Below are 17455 nucleotides of genomic sequence, written 5' to 3'. Positions count from 1 at the left end.
GCCGACATGGTCCTTCATGAACTCATCTCCTACGACGTCCTGCGCGTGATCTGGTGGCTGCTGCTCGGCGTGCTGCTGGTCGGCTTCGCGGTGATGGACGGCTTCGACCTCGGCGCTCAGGCGCTCTTGCCCTTCGTGGCGAAGACCGACCTCGAACGCCGTTCGGTGATCAACTCCATCGGTCCGGTCTGGGAAGGCAATCAGGTCTGGCTGATCCTCGGCGGCGGCGCGATCTTCGCCGCCTGGCCGCTGATCTACGCCGCCGCCTTCTCGGGCTTTTATCTGGCGATGTTCCTGCTGCTGGTGACCTTCATCCTGCGGCCGGTGGCCTTCAAATTCCGCTCCAAGCGCGAGGAGCCGAAATGGCGCGCGCGCTGGGACGTCGTCCTCTGCCTGTCGGGCGGTCTGGCGGCGATCCTCTTCGGCGCGGCGACCAGTTCGGCGCTGATGGGCTCGCTTTTCTCCTATGACCCCGCCTCGCTGGGCGTGACCTTCAAATGGACCAGCTTCTTCCGGCTGCTCCATCCTTTCGGACTGCTTTGCGGTCTGGTCTCTCTGGCGATGCTGCTGGCCCATGGCGCGGGCTGGCTGGCCTTCAAGCTCGAGGGCCCCGTGGCGGAGCGCGCGCGCTCCATCGGCTCCAAGGCGGCTCTGGCGGCGGCGGCGCTCTTCGTGGTCGGCGGCGTCTGGGTGGCCTTCCTCAACGGCCATCAGATCGTCAGCGTCGTCGATCCGGCGGCGGCCTCCAATCCGCTGCGCAAGAGCGTCGAGCTGGTCCAAGGCGGCTGGCTGAGCAATTACGCCGCCTTCCCCCCGGCGATTCTCGCGCCGGTCCTCGGGATTCTCGGCATGCTGGGAGCGGCCTGGGCGCTGCGGCGGAATCTGCCGCGTCGGGCGCTGCTGGCCAGCGGACTCGGGATCACGGGAATCGTCGCGACGGTCGGCGTCTCGATCTTCCCCTTCCTGCTGCCCTCGGCGCTGGATCCGCGCTCGGGCCTGACGGTCTGGGACGCCTCCTCCAGCCATTTCACGCTCTTCGTGATGCTGGGCTCGACGCTGATCTTCATGCCGCTGATCCTGCTCTACACGGCTTGGGTCTATCGGATCCTGCGCGGCAAGGTGGACGTGGCGGCCATCGCCAAGGGCGACACCCACGCTTACTGAGCGCAATCCGAAAAGCGGGAACCGGTTTTCGGATGAATTGCGCGACCAGAAAAAGGAGAACCTTTCATGTGGTATTTCGCTTGGATGCTCGGCCTTCCTCTGGCGGCGGCCTTCGCGGTGCTCAACGCCATGTGGTTCGAGCTGATGGAGGACGAAGCGGAGGGGCGTTTGACGCCCGTTCCGGCTCCGGCCCCTGAAACGCCTCCCGACGCCTGACGCGGCTTCGCGGACATGCTATCTCCGGGCCGAGGCTCTCCCGCCTCGGCCCGGAGTCTTTTGGATGACCCTCTCGCCCTCCCGCCGCGTCTCGACGCGGGCGCTCCTGCTGGTTCTGGCGATTCTCGTCGCGGCGGCCGCCGTTCTTTACGCCATGGGGCGCATCCCGATTTGCGAATGCGGGACGGTCAAGCTCTGGGTGAACGAGGCCGACGGGCCGGACAACTCCCAGCACATCGCCGATTGGTACACGCTCTCCCATGTGATCCACGGCTTCCTGTTCTACGGCGGGCTTTGGCTGATCGCGCGGCGCTGGTCCATGGGGAGCCGCCTCGTCGCGGCGACCTTGATCGAAGCCGCTTGGGAGATCCTCGAAAACACCCCCATGGTCATCGACCGCTACCGCACCGCGACCATGGCGCTCGGCTATACGGGCGACAGCATCCTGAATTCGGTCTCGGACATCCTCTTCATGATTCTGGGATTCGTCCTGGCGGCGCGGCTGCCGGTCCGGATCACGGTCGCCTTGGCGGTCTTCTTCGAGCTTCTGGCGCTTTATGTCATCCGCGACAATCTCACGCTGAACGTGGTGATGCTGCTCTATCCGCTCGATTCGATCCGGGTCTGGCAGGCCGGAGGCTGATCCCTCACGCAGTCTTGCCGTGCGCGTCGTGGAACCAAAGTCTAATATCCATCCGCATTCGGCATGCCCTAGTTTTCCTGCATGCCGTAGATCCGGCCGCGGACCGGAGCCTCGACGCTTCGCTCGCCAAGCGGCCAAGGGAGGAATTCAATGCTGCATCAAGCCATCCAGACGGTGAAGAGCAAGCTCGCCTGGCGCGACCGCTACGATAATTTCATCGGCGGCAAATGGGTCGCCCCGGTCGGCGGCCAGTATTTCACCAACGTCAGCCCGATCACCGGCAAGCCCATCGGCGAAATCGCCCGCAGTCAGGCCGCCGACGTCGAGCTGGCCCTCGACGCCGCCCATAAGGCGAAAGACGCCTGGGGCCGCGCCGCTCCGGCTCAGCGCGCGCTGGTGCTGAACCGCATCGCCGACCGCATCGAGGCCAACCTGCCCCTCCTCGCGCAGGTCGAGACCATCGACAACGGCAAGCCGATCCGCGAGACCACCCACGCCGATCTTCCGCTGGGCGTCGACCACTTCCGTTACTTCGCGGGCGTGCTGCGCGCTCAGGAAGGCGGCATCTCCGAGGTCGATCACGACACCGTCGCCTATCACTTCCATGAGCCCCTCGGCGTGGTCGGCCAGATCATCCCGTGGAACTTCCCGCTGCTCATGGCGATCTGGAAGCTGGCGCCGGCCCTCGCCGCGGGCAACTGCGTCGTGCTCAAGCCCGCCGAGCAGACCCCGCTCAGCATCATGGTGCTCACCGAGCTGATCGCCGACCTGCTGCCCGAGGGCGTGCTGAACGTCGTCAACGGCTTCGGCGTCGAGGCGGGCAAGCCCCTCGCGAGCAACAAGCGGATCTCGAAGATCGCCTTCACCGGCGAGACGACGACCGGCCGCCTGATCATGCAATACGCCTCCGAGAACCTGATCCCGGTGACGCTGGAGCTGGGCGGCAAATCGCCGAACGTCTTCTTCGCCGACGTGATGGACGAGGACGACGATTACTTCGACAAGGCCCTCGAAGGCTTCGCGCTCTTCGCGCTGAACCAAGGCGAGGTCTGCACCTGCCCCAGCCGCGTGCTGGTTCAGGAATCGATCTTCGACCGCTTCATCGAGCGCGCCGTCGCCCGCGTGAACAAGATCAAGCAGGGCCACCCGCTGGATCCCTCGACCATGATCGGCGCTCAGGCCTCCAACGACCAGCTCGAGAAGATCCTCTCCTACATCGACATCGGCCGCAAGGAAGGCGCGGAAGTGCTGACCGGCGGCGGACGCGCCAATCTCGAAGGCGAGCTCTCCACCGGCTATTACGTCCAGCCGACCGTGCTGCGCGGCCATAACAAGATGCGCGTCTTCCAGGAGGAGATCTTCGGGCCGGTCGTCTCGGTCACGACCTTCAAGGACTTCGACGACGCCATCTCCATCGCCAACGACACCCTTTACGGGCTCGGCGCGGGCGTCTGGAGCCGCAACGGAACTCAGGCTTACCGCGCGGGCCGCGCCATTCAGGCCGGCCGCGTCTGGACCAACTGCTATCACGCCTATCCGGCCCATGCGGCCTTCGGCGGCTATAAGCAGTCGGGCATCGGCCGCGAGAACCACAAGATGATGCTCGACCACTACCAGCAGACCAAGAACCTGCTCGTCAGCTACAGCCCGAAGGCCCTCGGCTTCTTCTGATCCGGCCTTTTCAGATCCGGCGCGGACGCGAGTCCGCGCCAAGCTTGAAACCCGGTCGGGCGCGCCCCGGCCGGGTTTCGGTCTTTGAAGAAGACGGCTCCCGCCCCATATGCGGGAGAAGAGCAATTCATTCCGGGAGGGAAGCCCCATGGTCGAACGGGTTCTGGCCGCAGAGGCCGCGCTCGCGCTGATCGACAAATTGCGCGCGATTCACGGCGATCTGATGTTTCATCAATCGGGCGGCTGCTGCGACGGCTCGGCGCCGATGTGCTATCCGAAGGGCGAATTCCGCATCGGCGGCAGCGACGTGAAGCTCGGCGAAATCGGCGGCTGCGAGTTCTTCATGAGCGAATCGCAGTTCGAATACTGGAAGCATACGCAGCTTCTCATCGACGTGGTGCCGGGCCGCGGCTCGGGATTCTCGCTCGAATCGCCCGAGGGCGTGCGCTTCCTGACCCGCAGCCGCGTCTTCACCGACGAAGAGGTCGCGGAGCTGGAGAAAGCCGCCTGAAATCCTTGAGGAATCCGCCCCGAAACCGGATCATTTCGCAGCGCGGCGCGCTTGCCTTCGGCTCGGGGCCGGATTAGCCTGATCTTATGGATTACGATCTGATCGTCTCGCAGGGCCGTCTCGCCGACCGGAGCCCCCACGCCTTGCTCGGCGCCCGCCTCGCCGGCGAGCGCTTCGCGCGCCGCTATGGTTTGCGGACGCGCAAGCTCGGCACGCCCTACCCGAACAGCGCCGACGGCTGGAGCCATGCGCTCGGCCAGTCGCGCGAGACGCTGACCGCTTTGCAGAACGCCGTCTCGCTGAGCCTCGAATCAGGGCGCAAGCCGCTGATGATCGCCAATAGCTGCGTGGCGAGTCTGGCCAGCCTGCCGGTGGTGGCGCGCAAGCGTCCGGCGGCGAAGATCCTCTGGTTCGACGCTCATGGCGACTTCAACACGCCCGAAATCACCCGCAGCGGCTATCTCGGCGGCATGGTGCTGGCGGGCGCCTGCGGCCTCTGGAAGACCGAAAGCGGCGGCGGCATCAGCCCCCGCAATCTGCTGATCGTCGGGGCGCGCGATCTGGACCCCGCCGAAGCCGAGCTTCTGACTCAGGCGGGCGTGACCGTCCTGCCGCCGCGCAGCGCCACGCCCGAAGCCGTGGCGCAATGGGCGGGCGGCGGGCCGCTCTGGGTGCACATCGACTGGGACGTGCTGGAGCCGGGGCATATCCCCGCGCCCTATAAGGTGAATCAGGGCCTCGCGCCGGATCGGCTCAAGGCGATTCTGGAGGCCATCCCCGCCAATCGCGTCGAGGGGCTGGAGCTGGCCGAATTCGAGGCCCCGGACGATCCCGAGGCCCGCGAAGCCGCCTTGCGCCTGATGATCAAGCTGACCGAGCCGCTGCTCGACCCTCAGACCGCCAGAACCGCCCCCGCCGCCGGCTGAAGCGGCGCCTCAGAGCGCAGGGGGCGCCGCCGTGAAGAAGGGCAGAAGCTCCGACATGTCCGGCCCATGGGCGCGGCCCGTCAGAGCCAGACGCAAAGGCATGAAAAGGGCTTTGCCCTTGCGGCCCGTCTGAGCCTTCACGGCTTCGGTCCAAGCCTTCCAAGTCCCGGAATCCCAAGGCAGCGGCGGCAAGGCGGCGAAAGCCTCGCGCGCGAAGGCGCGGTCTTCCCCGGTCATCTCCTCCGGCTCCGGGCGACGCCCCGCCAGAATCTCCAGCCAAGGCGCGACCTCCTCAAGCCTCTGAAGATTAGGCCGCAGCGCATGCCAGAGCCGCGGCTCCGTCAGGCCGAGCGCCCGCAAACGAGGCTCCGCCGCCTCAAAGGGCGTGGCGTGGAGGATCTTCGCGTTCAGAATATCCAGCTCCGCCGGGTCGAAATGGGCGGGGGCGCGGCCGAAACGACCGAGGTCGAAGCCTTCGGCCATCTCCGCGAGGCTCAGGCGCGGCTCGACCGGATCCGCCGAACCCAGCCGCGCCAGCAGCGACAGCACCGCCTGAGGCTCAAGCCCGGCCTCGCGCATCTCCTCGATGGAGAGCGAGCCCGTCCGCTTGGAGAGCTTCAGACCGCCCGCGCCCACCATCATGGCCATATGGGCGAAGGCGGGCGGCGCATAGCCCAGAGCCTCGGCGATCTGGATCTGCGGCGCGGTGTTGGTCACATGATCCTCGCCGCGGATGACGTGGGTCACGCCCATCTCGGCGTCGTCCACCACCGAGGCGAAGGTGTAAAGCGGCGCGCCGTCCTCCTTGAGCAGCACCGGGTCCGACAACGACCCCGTGTCGATCTCCACGGCGCCGCGCGAGAGATCCGCCCAGCCGGTGCGCTGACGATTCAGCAGGAAGCGCTCATGCGGCGCGCGGCCCTCGGCGCGGAGGGCCGCTTTCGCCTCCTCCGTCAGCTTCAGCGCGGCGCGGTCGTAGACGGGCGGCAGGCTCCGGGCGAGCAGGCTCTTGCGCTTGAGGTCCAGCTCGGCGGGAGTCTCGAAGGCTTCGTAGAGCTTGCCCTCCGCGCGCAGCTTTTCGGCGGCTTCGGCGTAGCGGTCGAGGCGCAGGGACTGGCGCTCATAGCGGTCCCAATCGAGGCCCAGCCATTCGAGATCCCGGCGGACGGCCTCCACATGCTCCTCGCGCGAGCGCTCCTTGTCGGTGTCGTCGATGCGGAGGATGAATTCGCCGCCCGCCTTGCGGGCGTAAAGCCAGTTCATCAGCGCCACGCGCAGATTGCCCACATGCAGACGCCCCGTCGGAGAAGGCGCGAAACGCAAAACGGGCTGAGACATGGCGAGGATTCCTTTCAGGGCCGCAAGGCCGCCAGAGATAGGCCCCCGGAGAGGCTTTCGCCAAGAGGATTCCCGCACGCAAGATCTTGCAAGAATTCCGGCTGAAATCGTTTCCCACTTGTCGGAAGCCGCTTTATACAGCCCCTATCCGGCTGAGGTTCTCCTGATCTGGGGGGCCCTCGGCCTTCGCTCAGGGAGTCTCCGATCCATGGCCGCCACGCGCACCGAAACCGACACCTTCGGCCCTATCGACGTCGACGCCGGCGTCTATTGGGGCGCGCAGACTCAACGCAGCCTGCAAAATTTCGAGATCGGTTGGGAGAAGCAGCCCATCGCCGTGGTGCGCGCCCTCGGGGTGATCAAAAAGGCCGCCGCTCAGGCCAATGAAGCCCTCGGAAATCTGGAGCCGGATCTCTCGAAGATCATCCAGCAGGCCGCTCAGGAAGTCATCGACGGCAAGCTCGACGCGCATTTCCCCTTGGCCGTCTGGCAGACCGGATCCGGCACCCAGACCAATATGAACGCCAATGAAGTGATCTCGAACCGCGCCATCGAGATGCTCGGCGGCGTGATGGGCTCCAAGAAGCCGGTCCATCCGAACGATCATGTGAACCGCTCGCAAAGCTCCAACGACACCTATCCGACGGCCATGCACATCGCCGCCGTGACCACCGCCCATGACGTGCTGCTGCCCGGCTTGCGCAAGCTGCTCGCGGCGCTGGAGGCCAAATCCGCCGAATTCGCCGACATCATCAAGATCGGCCGCACCCACACCCAGGACGCCACCCCCCTGACGCTCGGGCAGGAGTTCGGCGGCTACGCCTGGCAGGTGAAGCAGGGAATCGGCCGCATCGAGACGGCGCTCAAGAACCTTTATCCTCTGGCTCAGGGCGGCACCGCCGTCGGCACGGGGCTCAACGCCAAGCCGGGATTCGCCGAAGCCGTGGCCGAGCGCATCGCCGCTCTGACCGGCTATCCTTTCATCACGGCGCCCAATAAATTCGAGGCTCTGGCGGCCCATGACGCCATCGTCGAGATGTCGGGCGCGGTGACGGTGGTCGCGGCCTCGCTGTTCAAGATCGCCAACGACTTCAGGCTGCTCGGCTCCGGCCCGCGCTCGGGCCTCGGCGAGCTGCTGCTCCCCGAGAACGAGCCGGGAAGCTCGATCATGCCCGGCAAGGTCAACCCGACCCAATGCGAGGCTCTGACCATGGCCTGCTGTCAGGTGATCGGCAACAACACGGCCATCGCCATGGCGGGCAGCCAAGGCCATTTCGAGCTGAACGTCTATAATCCCGGCATGATCTACGCGCTGCTCCAGTCGATGACTCTGATGGGCGACGCCGCCCGCAGCTTCACCGATCATTGCGTCGTCGGCACCCAAGCCAATCGCGGCCGCATCGAGCAGCTCATGCGCGAGAGCCTCATGCTGGTGACGGCGCTCGCGCCGGTGATCGGCTATGATAATTGCGCCAAGCTCGCCAAGACGGCCCATAAGAACGGCACCAATCTGCGCGACGAAGCCATCCGCATGGGCCTCGTGGACGGCGAGACCTTCGACCGCGTGGTGCGTCCTGAGCTGATGATCTCGCCGGGCGACTGACATCATGGCGGAGATCGTCAATCTGCGGCGCGCCCGAAAAGATCGGGCGCGCAAAGAGGCCAAACGAACCGCCGATTCCAATGCGGCCCTCCATGGGCGCGGCAAGGCGGAGGCCGCGCTTGAAGAAGCCCGCGCCGCCAAGGCTCTGCGCGACCATGAGGCCCATAAACGCGAAGCGCCGCCCGAAGATTCGGACGGCGCCTGAAGCTTCAGAAGCCCCGGAGCCGCAGGCTCCGGGGTTTCGCGTCTCAGGAAGGCAGACGGCAGCAGCCGCCGAAGAGGCTCGGCGGCGGAGCGCCGGGGCCTTCCAGCGCGCGGATGAGGTCCACGCGCCAGCCATAAGTCGCTTCGCTCATGCCGTCGGAGCAATGCGCCGGGGCGATGATCGCCGTGAAGCGCTCGGCGCCCGCCGGAAGAGCGCTGAACAGGGTCGCGTCGCCGTTCGGAGAAGGCGAGACCGAGGAGAGCGCCAGCCGCGTTCCGGCCGGATTCTCCGGCGAGGAGAAGGAGAGCGTGCGCTCGTCTTCGATCTTCAGACCCCAAAAAGGCTCGGTCCCGGAGCATTGCAGCCCGATGGGCGCGCGCGAGCCGCGGATGCGGGCGGGCTCGACCGGCGAGAGATAGCGCGAGGAGACCCAAGCGTCGCCGCCCTGCCAGAGAATGCGGCTCCAGCTTTCATCGGCGTTGGTCTCCAGCACCTCGACGGTGTTGGACTCGGGGCGCAATTCGCCGAGCTGCCGCGCCTGAGCCCGGGGCTCGGCGCGGACCTTCAGCGTGTCGCCCGCCGCGACGCCGCTCACGCGGGCGTAGCGGGGGAAGCCGAAATATTCGCGGGCGGGCTCCATGACGGGGATCGGAGCGGGGACGGCGGGGCTCAAATAAGCCGGCTGAGGCGCAGGCTGCTGGGGCGCGGCCTGTTGCGGCGCCGGAAAGAGCGGCTGCTGGGCCTGGGGCGCGGGCCAGAGCGCCTGAGGCTGGGGCTGGGGCTGCTGGCCGAGAAGCTGGCCCACCGCTCCCGCCAGCGGCGAGGCGGGCTGCTGCGGCTGGCCGAAGAGCTGGCCGGGCGGAAGAAGCTGCTGCGGCTGACCCGTCGCTTGTCCGAGGCCCGTCGTCTGGCCGAGGCCCGTCGTCTGGCCCAGGAAGGCGCCCAGAGCCTGATCCGCCAAGGGCTGACCGGTCAGGGAGGCGCCTCCGAAGAGCTGCGCGGGCGGCGCGAGCTGCGGCTGCTGCTGGCCGAGCAGCTGCTCAAGCGGCGCGAGGCCGCCCTGAGGAGCCTGCGGCTGCTGGCCGAGCAGCTGGCTCACCGTCCCCGCCAGAGGCGAGGCGGGCTGCTGCTGCGGAAAGGCTTGTCCGGCGGCGGCGCCTAAGACCTGATCCAGCGTCGGGACCGGCGCCGGAGCGGGCGCAGGCTGGGGCGCGCCGGTCAGATGCGGGAATTGATTCAGCAAATTCTGCACGACGTTGGGATCGGGACGCTGCTGCGCGGCGGCGGGCGCGGCCAGAGCCGCGACGCAAAGCGCGGCGGCCAAAGGAAGACGAAGGGTCATGCGGCGGACTCCTGCATATGGTCTCTGCTCGGGCCTCTGAGAGCGCTTTCCGCGGCCATGGAGGTCTTGCAGCCTGCTTAGGGCCTGCTCTTTCGGGGGGCAACCCGTTTCTCCGCGCGCGGATTCTGCTATCTTGGGGGCCTTCGCGCCCGCAATCCGCCAGAGGAGATAATCCCTGCGATGAAGATCGCCACATGGAACGTCAATGGGATCAAGGCGCGCATCCACGCCCTGCCCGACTGGCTTCAGGCCGCCGCTCCCGACGCCCTCGCGCTGCAGGAGATCAAGACCCTCGACGAGGGATTCCCCCGCGCCGAGATCGAAGCTCTCGGCTATCACGTCGAGACCTTCGGGCAAAAGAGCTTCAACGGCGTGGCGATCCTCTCGAAAAAGCCCGTGACGCAGGTGGTTCGGGGGCTGCCGGGCGATCCCGAAGACGAGCAAGCCCGCTGGATCGAGGCCACCATCTCCGGCGAACGCGGGGAATTGCGCTTCTGCGCGCTGTATCTGCCGAACGGCGATCCCTCGCCGGGGCCGAAATACGACTATAAGCTGGCGTGGATGGAGCGTTTGCGCGCCCGCGCGGCGGATCTCTTGCGCGAGGAGCGCCCCGCCGCCCTGCTCGGCGATTTCAACGTCATCCCGCAGGATCTCGACGCCGCCCATCCCGAGGATTGGCGCGAAAGCGCGCTGGGGCGTCCCGAATCGCGGGCGGCCTTCCGGCGGGTGCTGAATCAGGGCTGGCTCGATTCCTGGCGGGCGGTCCATCCGCGCGAGCCGGAATATTCCTATTGGGATTTCCAGCGCCGCGCCTGGGAGAAAAACGACGGAATCCGCATCGACCATATCCTGCTGAGCCCTCAGGCCGCCGATAAGCTGCGGGGCGCGGGAATCGACCGCGACCTGCGCGACGGCGTCAAGCCTTCGGATCACGTCCCCGTCTGGGCCTATCTGGCGCTATGAGCGGGGAGCTTGAAGGCGGATGTCTGTGCGGCGCGATCCGCTATCGAATCCGGGCAGCGCCGGAAGACGCCGCCTTTTGCCATTGCCGGATCTGTCAGAAATCGAGCGGGGCGCCGGTTCTGCTCTGGGCGAGCCTGCCGGAGGCGGATCTTCAGATCCTGCGCGGCGCGCCGCAGGTCTTCGCCTCCTCCGCCGAAGGGCGACGGCTCTTTTGCGGCGCTTGCGGGACGCAGCTGTTTTTTCGTCACGCCCGCTGGCCGGATCAGATGGACCTCACCGCCGCCTCTCTGGACGATCCCGAGGCCATCCGCCCCAAGGGCCATATTCACGTCGGCGCCCGTCGCGCCTGCATGGAGGGGCTCGCGCCTGCATGGAGGGGCTCGCGCCGGATCTGCCGGATTTCGACGGGGAGCCGGAGAGCTTTTCCTGAGTCAGGCCCGCTTCCGGCGACGCCCCGGCGCGATCTCCTCGAAGATGCGCCGCCAGCGCCCCGCCATGGCCGAAACATCATATTCCGCCGCCACCCGGGCGGCGTTGGCGCCGCCGAGGCGCTCGCGCAATTCGGCGTCGCCCATCAGCGCCGCCAGACGCCGCGCCAGACCCGTCTCGTCGTCGGCGGAGGCGACATAGGGCCGGTTCCCCGGCGAGAGCATCGCCGAAACGTCGCCGACCTCGGTCGCCGCCGCCGGAAGCCCCGAAGCCATGGCCTCGATCAGAGCCAAAGGCGCTTGTTCGGTGTCGGAGGTCAGAGCGAAGGCGTCCATACGGGCGTAGAAGGGCGCGACCTCGCTTTGCGCTCCGGCGAACTCCACCAGCCGCGCGATTCCGAGCTTGGCCGCCAGAGCCTCCAGAGCCGCGCGCTCCGGGCCGTCGCCGACCAGCAAAAGCCGCAAGTCGTCGCGTTCCGCCGCCAGAGCCGAAAACACCCGCAAGAGCCGGTCGAAACGCTTCTCCGGCCGCAAAGCCCCCACCGAACCCACCACCAGAGGCCGATTCGCCGCCGGGCTGCGATCCGCGCCCGCTCTGGCGAAATGAGCCGTCTCCACGCCGTTGGGCGTGAAACGCAGCTTATGAGGCTTCACCAGCCAGACCTCGCGGGCCACGCGCTCCAGCTCGCGCGAGGGGACGAGAACCGCGTCCACCCGCCGAAAGGCCAGACGCCGCCCCCAGACCCGCCGCAAAGCCTGCCGATCCGCGCGCTCGTCCGGGCCGAATCCGTCCTCGCAATGCAGATGCCCCGCAGCCTCGCGCGCGGCGAAGGCCCATTCGACGGCGCCCCAATTGGTCGTGACGAGGACGTCCGGCCGCTCCTCGGCCAAAATGCGGGAGAATTCGGCCAGATTGGCCCGCGAGATCAGACGTCCCTTGCGCGCCCGAATCGGCCGCAGCCGGACCCAAGCCGAAGGCGGCACAAGAGCCTCCGCCTCATAGCGGTCGTCCATGGCGCTGACGACATGCTGCATGTCCGGCCCGAGCGCCCCCGCCAAAGCCGCGAAGCGCCTTTGCGCGCCGCCCACGCCGAAGCTCGAAAACACCCACAGAATCTTCATGCGCCCAAGGCCCGGGCCTCGCGCGCAGGCGGCGCATGCGGATTCGAAATCGGACGGGGGCGCCTCATGCGCTTCTCCTCGGCGGCTGCTCAAGGAGAGGCTAAGGCCAAGCGCTGAAGGAATCGTAAGCCCCCGAAGAGCTTAGAACCCTCTTCAGTCGAATCGCCCGCGCTTAGTCGAGCGAGGCCCGCAGTTCGACGAGACGGGCCTCGTAAAGCTCGGCGAGGCATTGCGTGAAGGCGAGGTCGAAATCCGTCGCCTCTTCGGCGCGTCCGGCGCAATCGTTCTGCGCGCGGGCCATCCATTGGACCTGATCCTTCTCCGCCGCGAAGGAATCGACGCCCTTACGGGCGCGCAATTCGCTCCGGCGCTCGGAGACGGCGGCGACCAAAGCCCGCTCGGAGTTCAAAAGCGCCGTCTGGACGCAGAGATTCGCGTCTCCGCCGAGGCAACGGCTCTCCCAAGTCTCCGCCGAGGCGGGAGACGCGCCCGGAGCCGCCAGAACCCCGAGGCTCAAGACGGCCATAGCCAGCTTGCGCAAAAATCCATCGCCCATGTCGGCCTCCCTTCCTGCTGCGGCTCGCCCGAGGGGCGCGGCCTTCCTCCATGAATTATGGTGGAATTATGGGGGCGATCCGCGCGGTTGAATAGTAGCCTCGCCGCTCCACAGGGCTTGTCAAGACGGAAAATCAGCCGATTCCGCTTGATTTTTTCCGACAAGCTTAGACGTTTTTCTGCGTAAGCCCGCCTCAGAGCCAAGGCGCCGCGACGCAACCGAATCGGGTGCGACGCAATATAGCTCGCCTGAAAAGACGCCGGAGACGAGAAAAGCGCCCGCAGGCGCTTTTCCGAATCTCCCTCTCGTCCCCCGACCGCGCGGAATCCGCTCAATCGTCGATCTTGAGCGCGTTGATGAAGGCTTCCTGCGGGATGTCGACCTTGCCGAACTGGCGCATCCGCTTTTTGCCTTCCTTTTGCTTATCGAGCAATTTGCGTTTGCGGGTGATGTCGCCGCCGTAGCATTTCGCCAGAACGTCCTTGCGGAGGGCGCGAATCGTCTCGCGGGCGATGATGCGTCCGCCGATGGCCGCCTGAACCGGCACTTGGAACATATGCGGCGGGATCAGCTCCTTGAGCTTCTCGCACATGCCGCGGCCCCGGCGCTCGGCCTGAGAGCGGTGGACGATCACCGAAAGGGCGTCCACGGGCTCGGCGTTGACGAGGATCTGCATTTTGACGAGATCCCCCTCCTCATAGCCGTCCATGCCGTAATCGAAGCTGGCGTAGCCCTTGGTGGCCGATTTCAGCTTATCGTAGAAATCGATCACCACCTCGGAGAGCGGCAGACGATAGGTCGCCATGGCCCGCGAGCCCGCATAGGTCAGATTGACCTGAACGCCGCGCCGGTCCTGACAAAGCTTCAGCACCGAGCCGAGATATTCGTCCGGCACCATGATGGTGGCCTTGATCCACGGCTCTTCGATGAATTCGATCTTCATGACGTCCGGCATGTCGGCCGGATTATGCATCTCGATGATCTCGCCGTCGCGCATATGGAGCTTATAGACCACCGAAGGCGCGGTGGTGATCAGATCGAGGTCGTATTCGCGCTCCAGCCGCTCGCGGATGATCTCCAGATGCAGCAGCCCGAGGAAGCCGCAGCGGAAGCCGAAGCCCAAAGCCGCCGAAGTCTCCATTTCATGGCTGAAGCTGGAATCGTTGAGCGAGAGCTTTTCGATGGCGTCGCGCATATGCTCGAAATCGGCGGCGTCCACGGGGAACATGCCGCAGAAGACCACCGGCAACGAAGGCTTGAAGCCCGACAAGGGCGCGGCCGCCGGACGGCGCTCCTCGGTGATGGTGTCGCCGACGCGGGTGTCGCGGACCAGCTTGATCGCGGCGGTGAAGAAGCCGATCTCGCCGGGGCCGAGCTCCTCCATCATCTCCATCTTGGGCCGGAAGACGCCCAGACGCTCGACATGGTAATTGGCGTTGGTCGAGATCAGCTTGATCTTCATGCCCTTGCGGATCACGCCGTCCATCACGCGGAAGAGCACCACCACGCCGAGATAGGCGTCATACCACGAATCGACCAGCAGAGCCTTCAGCGGCGCCTCGCGGTCGCCTTTGGGCGGCGGCAGACGCTCGACGATGGCTTCGAGCACCTGATCGATGTTCAGGCCCGTCTTGGCCGAAATGCCGATGGCCTGAGAGGCGTCGATGCCGATGACGTCCTCGATCTGCTCCTTGACGCGATCGGGCTCGGCGGCGGGCAGGTCGATCTTATTCAGCACCGGGACGATCTCATGTCCGGCGTCGATGGCCTGATAGACGTTGGCGAGGGTCTGGGCCTCGACGCCCTGACTGGCGTCCACGACCAGAAGCGAGCCCTCGACCGCCTTCATCGAGCGCGAGACCTCATAGGAGAAATCCACGTGGCCGGGCGTGTCGATGAGGTTGAGGACGTAATCCCTGCCGTCTTTCGCCTTATAATCGAGCCGCACGGTCTGGGCTTTGATGGTGATGCCCCGCTCGCGCTCGATGTCCATGTTGTCGAGCATCTGCTCCGACATGTCGCGCGCGGAGACCGCGCCGGTCAACTGAATGAGCCGGTCGGCGAGAGTCGACTTGCCATGGTCGATATGCGCGACGATGGAGAAATTGCGGATCTGCGAAAGCTCTGTCATGCGCGCGCTTATGCTGTGGCGCGCGAGCGCCGTCAAGCGGGCGTCTGAGGGGGCGCGAAGCTTCTTCGCAAGGCGCGGGTCCGGCGCTACGCTGACGGCGGTTTGAGAGAGAGGAGCCCGCCATGAAGCCGCAGATCGGAGACCCCGTCGCGCCCGAGATCGAAGCCGACCTCAAAGCCAGCTTCGGGCGTCAGGGGCTGATGCGCCACCTCGGGGCGGAGCTGATCGAGGCGCGTTACGGGCTGGCGCGGATCTCCCTGCCCTTCCGGCCCGAGCTGACTCAGCAGCATGGCTATTTCCATGCGGGCGGAACCTCGGCCGTCGCCGACAGCGCGGGCGGATACGCCGCCTTCACCACCTTCCCGGAAAACGCCTCGGTGCTGACGGTCGAGTTCAAGATCAATCTGATCAACCCGGCCCATGGCGAATCTCTGGAGGCCGTGGGCCGGGTGGTCAAGGCGGGGCGGACCCTCACCATCTGCCAGCTGGAGGTCTTCGCCCATGCGCAGGAGCGCCGGGAGTTGGTCGCCATAGGCCAGCAGACGCTCATCCGGGTGGAGGGGCGGGTTTAGAGCCTTCTCCGATCCGGACGGATCTTCAAAGGCTCTGATTTCGGATCGGGTCGCGCAATTGATCCGAAAAGTCTTTCAAACTTTTCGGATTGCGCTCAGTCGGCCCCGCGCAGCGGCTTGACGTATTGCGGAACGGTGTCCCAGGGGAAATAGATCCAGGTGTCCTGGCTGACCTCGGTGATGTAGGTGTCCACGAGGGGGCGGCCCTTGGGCTTGGCGTAGACGGTGGCGAAATGCGCCTTGGGATACATGCGCCGCGCCACCTCCAGAGTCTTGCCGGTGTCCACGAGGTCGTCGACGATCAGGATCCCCTCGCCGTCGCCCATGAGCTTGGCGTCCGGCGCCTTGAGCAGACGCACCTCGGAGCCTTGGCTCTGGTCGCTGTAGGACTTCAGCCCGATGGTGTCCACCACGCGCAGATTCAGCTCGCGCGCCAGGATGCAGGCGGGCACCAATCCGCCGCGCGTCACGGCCACGATGGCCCGCCATTCCGTCCCGTCGAGCCGCCAGGACAAGGCGCGGGAATCGCGGTGGATCTGGTCCCAAGAGACCATGAAGGCTTTTTGCGGATCATAGGGCGCGGACATGTCGGAATTCCCCCCGGAGGCTGGCTGTGGAAGCGGAGCGATGCGGATGGGGGGTTTTAGAGCATTTTCCAGCGAAGCCGGAAGGGCTTCGCGTCGCGAAAATGCGGCCAAACATAAACTGAGCTCCCTTCGCCTGAGCGCCGCAGCCGCAGGGCGCGCGGGAGGCTGAAACTCCTCCTCCCCCGGACGTCTCCCCCAAAAGGAGAGAATGCGGCTCAAAATGCGCCTTTCAGGTCGATTCCGACGGGAAATCAGGAGAAAACAAGCGGAAACCTGTCCCAAATCGCTCCGATGTGACGCCCTTCGGCGTTGAAGCGCCTCAGAGGGGCTTTTAAGATGCGTCGCTCTGACGAAGGGCGTCGAACGCGAAGCCCCCCGGCTTCGACCATCTAGGGAGTTCAGAATGGGAATCCTCAGCGAGTTCAGAGAATTCGCCGTCAAGGGCAATGTGATCGACATGGGCGTCGGCATCGTGATCGGCGCGGCCTTCACCTCGATCGTGAACAGCTTCGTCACCGACATCATCAATCCGATCATCGGTCTGGCGACCGGCGGAATCGACTTCTCGAACATCTTCATCAACCTCAGCGGCACGGAATATCCGAGCCTCAAGGCCGCTCAGGACGCCGGCGCCGCCACGCTGAACATCGGCCTGTTCATCAATGCGGTGATCTCCTTCCTGATCGTCGCCTGGGTGCTCTTCCTGATCATCAAGGGCGTGAACAAGCTGAAGCGTCAGGAGGCCGCCGCTCCGGCCGCCCCCGCCGCTCCGCCCGAGGACGTGGTGCTGCTGCGCGAGATCCGCGACCAGCTCGCCCGCCGCTGAGGCTTTCAGCCGCCGCTCATGCGAACGCCCCGCTTTCGGCGGGGCGTTTTCCGTTTCGGCCTCAGACCCGGTTCAGCGATAGACGGGCGGCGGATAGCCCATCGACTGAAGCTGAAAGGAGGAAGGCGGCAGGCGCTCCAGATTCCGCGCCAGCATGCCCCAGAAGAATTGCGGCCCCGGATAGCCGACGATCCGCCCGATCTCCTGTCCCCGCTCGACCAGAACGAAGGTCGGGGAATAGATGATCGGCCCCACGTTCAGCCCCGGCGGACGCGGCCCGCTTTTCGGCAAAAAGCGAATCGGCGCGATCTGGCCCTCGCGGGTGCGCGGATAGATCGGCCCGATCTCGCGGCGCCATTTCTCGCAATAGATGCAGCCCGGATCCTCGAACATGAGCAGTTCGGCCGCCTCGGCCTTTCCCGCGCCCAAAAGCGCCCCCGCGGCCAGAGCCGCGCCGAGCGCCAAAGCGCCGAGCCGTTTTCCGAATTTTCGCATCATCCCTCCGTCAGCGCCTTGCAGGCTCTCGATTTTCTTGCGGATACGCTCTGAATAAGGCGGTTGCGCGGCGAAGCCGCAATCCATCCCGACGCGCCTCGGACGGCGGCGCCTCCTGAGAGCCCGGCGCGACGAAATCCTAACGCGCAGATTAAC

General features: G+C 66.1%; 18 protein-coding genes and 1 pseudogene. 12 read left to right on the top strand and 7 right to left on the bottom strand.

What is annotated here, in order from left to right; translation table 11 throughout:
• Window positions 1-6: 6 nt before the first annotated feature.
• The 6 genes from cydB to B161_RS0110120 all read left to right on the top strand — a co-directional run bounded on the left by cydB (window position 7) and on the right by B161_RS0110120 (window position 5131).
• Window positions 7-1164, top strand: coding sequence for a cytochrome d ubiquinol oxidase subunit II (cydB, locus tag B161_RS0110145; RefSeq protein ID WP_018633287.1), 1158 nt, complete (start codon window positions 7-9; stop codon window positions 1162-1164).
• Between the two features lie 66 nt (window positions 1165-1230).
• On the top strand, window positions 1231-1380 hold the full coding sequence (gene cydX, locus B161_RS0110140; protein WP_018633286.1) for a cytochrome bd-I oxidase subunit CydX: 150 nt from the start codon (window positions 1231-1233) through the stop codon (window positions 1378-1380).
• A gap of 64 nt (window positions 1381-1444) precedes the next feature.
• Complete coding sequence (locus B161_RS0110135) at window positions 1445-2023, top strand: DUF2585 domain-containing protein (RefSeq protein ID WP_018633285.1); 579 nt, start codon at window positions 1445-1447, stop codon at window positions 2021-2023.
• A 150-nt stretch (window positions 2024-2173) separates the two neighbouring features.
• Entirely contained in the window at window positions 2174-3694 is a 1521-nt protein-coding gene (gene adh, locus B161_RS0110130) for an aldehyde dehydrogenase (RefSeq protein WP_018633284.1), read from the top strand.
• A 148-nt stretch (window positions 3695-3842) separates the two neighbouring features.
• The gene (locus B161_RS0110125; RefSeq protein ID WP_026310350.1) at window positions 3843-4205 is read left to right on the top strand and encodes a DUF779 domain-containing protein; all 363 of its coding nucleotides are present in this window, start codon (window positions 3843-3845) and stop codon (window positions 4203-4205) included.
• 86 nt (window positions 4206-4291) lie between these two features.
• A complete protein-coding gene (locus B161_RS0110120; RefSeq protein ID WP_018633282.1) occupies window positions 4292-5131 on the top strand; it encodes an arginase family protein in 840 nt (279 codons plus the stop codon).
• Window positions 5132-5140: 9 nt separating this feature from the next.
• Here B161_RS0110120 and gltX read toward each other — a convergent pair whose 3' ends face one another.
• Window positions 5141-6469, bottom strand: coding sequence for a glutamate--tRNA ligase (gene gltX / locus B161_RS0110115; protein ID WP_018633281.1), 1329 nt, complete (start codon window positions 6467-6469; stop codon window positions 5141-5143).
• 208 nt (window positions 6470-6677) lie between these two features.
• Here gltX and fumC point away from each other — a divergent pair, with 208 nt between their 5' ends.
• Complete coding sequence (fumC, locus tag B161_RS0110110; protein ID WP_018633280.1) at window positions 6678-8072, top strand: class II fumarate hydratase; 1395 nt, start codon at window positions 6678-6680, stop codon at window positions 8070-8072.
• Between the two features lie 4 nt (window positions 8073-8076).
• On the top strand, window positions 8077-8277 hold the full coding sequence (locus B161_RS0110105) for a DUF4169 family protein (protein WP_018633279.1): 201 nt from the start codon (window positions 8077-8079) through the stop codon (window positions 8275-8277).
• A gap of 43 nt (window positions 8278-8320) precedes the next feature.
• Here the strand turns inward: B161_RS0110105 and B161_RS20200 are convergent, their stop codons facing one another.
• Entirely contained in the window at window positions 8321-9619 is a 1299-nt protein-coding gene (locus B161_RS20200) for an SH3 domain-containing protein (protein ID WP_018633278.1), read from the bottom strand.
• Between the two features lie 180 nt (window positions 9620-9799).
• Here B161_RS20200 and xth point away from each other — a divergent pair, with 180 nt between their 5' ends.
• Both xth and B161_RS20290 read left to right on the top strand, forming a co-directional pair.
• Entirely contained in the window at window positions 9800-10582 is a 783-nt protein-coding gene (gene xth / locus B161_RS0110095) for an exodeoxyribonuclease III (RefSeq protein ID WP_018633277.1), read from the top strand.
• Window positions 10579-10902, top strand: a pseudogene (locus tag B161_RS20290) (GFA family protein); the annotation flags it as partial. The gene xth and the pseudogene B161_RS20290, both read left to right, overlap by 4 nt.
• Before the next feature lie 111 nt (window positions 10903-11013).
• Here the strand turns inward: B161_RS20290 and B161_RS17755 are convergent.
• The 3 genes from B161_RS17755 to lepA form a co-directional block, all read right to left on the bottom strand.
• Window positions 11014-12132, bottom strand: a complete 1119-nt coding sequence (locus tag B161_RS17755) for a glycosyltransferase family 4 protein (RefSeq protein ID WP_040789536.1) — start codon at window positions 12130-12132, stop codon at window positions 11014-11016.
• Between the two features lie 172 nt (window positions 12133-12304).
• Window positions 12305-12688 carry a lysozyme inhibitor LprI family protein gene (locus B161_RS0110085; protein ID WP_018633275.1) on the bottom strand — a complete coding sequence of 128 codons (384 nt, stop codon included), beginning with the start codon at window positions 12686-12688 and terminating at the stop codon, window positions 12305-12307.
• Between the two features lie 331 nt (window positions 12689-13019).
• Window positions 13020-14819 carry a translation elongation factor 4 gene (gene lepA, locus B161_RS0110080; RefSeq protein ID WP_026310349.1) on the bottom strand — a complete coding sequence of 600 codons (1800 nt, stop codon included), beginning with the start codon at window positions 14817-14819 and terminating at the stop codon, window positions 13020-13022.
• A 122-nt stretch (window positions 14820-14941) separates the two neighbouring features.
• On the opposite strand from lepA, the gene B161_RS0110075 reads away from it, so the two are divergent.
• Window positions 14942-15391 carry a PaaI family thioesterase gene (locus B161_RS0110075; protein WP_018633273.1) on the top strand — a complete coding sequence of 150 codons (450 nt, stop codon included), beginning with the start codon at window positions 14942-14944 and terminating at the stop codon, window positions 15389-15391.
• 95 nt (window positions 15392-15486) lie between these two features.
• Here the strand turns inward: B161_RS0110075 and gpt are convergent, their stop codons facing one another.
• Entirely contained in the window at window positions 15487-15978 is a 492-nt protein-coding gene (gene gpt / locus B161_RS0110070; RefSeq protein ID WP_018633272.1) for a xanthine phosphoribosyltransferase, read from the bottom strand.
• Window positions 15979-16381: 403 nt separating this feature from the next.
• On the opposite strand from gpt, the gene mscL reads away from it, so the two are divergent.
• A complete protein-coding gene (gene mscL / locus B161_RS0110065) occupies window positions 16382-16804 on the top strand; it encodes a large conductance mechanosensitive channel protein MscL (protein ID WP_018633271.1) in 423 nt (140 codons plus the stop codon).
• 72 nt (window positions 16805-16876) lie between these two features.
• On the opposite strand, the gene B161_RS17750 is transcribed toward mscL, so the two are convergent.
• A complete protein-coding gene (locus B161_RS17750) occupies window positions 16877-17299 on the bottom strand; it encodes a thioredoxin domain-containing protein (protein WP_240471604.1) in 423 nt (140 codons plus the stop codon).
• Window positions 17300-17455: the final 156 nt, after the last annotated feature.

This window comes from Neomegalonema perideroedes DSM 15528 (assembly GCF_000374145.1).
Classification (GTDB): domain Bacteria; phylum Pseudomonadota; class Alphaproteobacteria; order Rhodobacterales; family Rhodobacteraceae; genus Neomegalonema; species Neomegalonema perideroedes.
The sequence above is the reverse complement of the archived record's forward strand: the minus strand, read 5'-3'. Positions and strand labels throughout refer to the sequence as shown.

Bases quoted from the DNA above. Each gene is read 5' to 3' on its own strand.
- cydB (WP_018633287.1), top strand. From the start codon at position 7: ATGGTCCTTCATGAACTCATCTCCTACGACGTCCTGCGCGTGATCTGG.
- cydX (WP_018633286.1), top strand. From the start codon at position 1,231: ATGTGGTATTTCGCTTGGATGCTCGGCCTTCCTCTGGCGGCGGCCTTC.
- B161_RS0110135 (WP_018633285.1), top strand. From the start codon at position 1,445: ATGACCCTCTCGCCCTCCCGCCGCGTCTCGACGCGGGCGCTCCTGCTG.
- adh (WP_018633284.1), top strand. From the start codon at position 2,174: ATGCTGCATCAAGCCATCCAGACGGTGAAGAGCAAGCTCGCCTGGCGC.
- B161_RS0110125 (WP_026310350.1), top strand. From the start codon at position 3,843: ATGGTCGAACGGGTTCTGGCCGCAGAGGCCGCGCTCGCGCTGATCGAC.
- B161_RS0110120 (WP_018633282.1), top strand. From the start codon at position 4,292: ATGGATTACGATCTGATCGTCTCGCAGGGCCGTCTCGCCGACCGGAGC.
- gltX (WP_018633281.1), bottom strand. From the start codon at position 6,469: ATGTCTCAGCCCGTTTTGCGTTTCGCGCCTTCTCCGACGGGGCGTCTG.
- fumC (WP_018633280.1), top strand. From the start codon at position 6,678: ATGGCCGCCACGCGCACCGAAACCGACACCTTCGGCCCTATCGACGTC.
- B161_RS0110105 (WP_018633279.1), top strand. From the start codon at position 8,077: ATGGCGGAGATCGTCAATCTGCGGCGCGCCCGAAAAGATCGGGCGCGC.
- B161_RS20200 (WP_018633278.1), bottom strand. From the start codon at position 9,619: ATGACCCTTCGTCTTCCTTTGGCCGCCGCGCTTTGCGTCGCGGCTCTG.
- xth (WP_018633277.1), top strand. From the start codon at position 9,800: ATGAAGATCGCCACATGGAACGTCAATGGGATCAAGGCGCGCATCCAC.
- B161_RS17755 (WP_040789536.1), bottom strand. From the start codon at position 12,132: ATGAAGATTCTGTGGGTGTTTTCGAGCTTCGGCGTGGGCGGCGCGCAA.
- B161_RS0110085 (WP_018633275.1), bottom strand. From the start codon at position 12,688: ATGGGCGATGGATTTTTGCGCAAGCTGGCTATGGCCGTCTTGAGCCTC.
- lepA (WP_026310349.1), bottom strand. From the start codon at position 14,819: ATGACAGAGCTTTCGCAGATCCGCAATTTCTCCATCGTCGCGCATATC.
- B161_RS0110075 (WP_018633273.1), top strand. From the start codon at position 14,942: ATGAAGCCGCAGATCGGAGACCCCGTCGCGCCCGAGATCGAAGCCGAC.
- gpt (WP_018633272.1), bottom strand. From the start codon at position 15,978: ATGTCCGCGCCCTATGATCCGCAAAAAGCCTTCATGGTCTCTTGGGAC.
- mscL (WP_018633271.1), top strand. From the start codon at position 16,382: ATGGGAATCCTCAGCGAGTTCAGAGAATTCGCCGTCAAGGGCAATGTG.
- B161_RS17750 (WP_240471604.1), bottom strand. From the start codon at position 17,299: ATGCGAAAATTCGGAAAACGGCTCGGCGCTTTGGCGCTCGGCGCGGCT.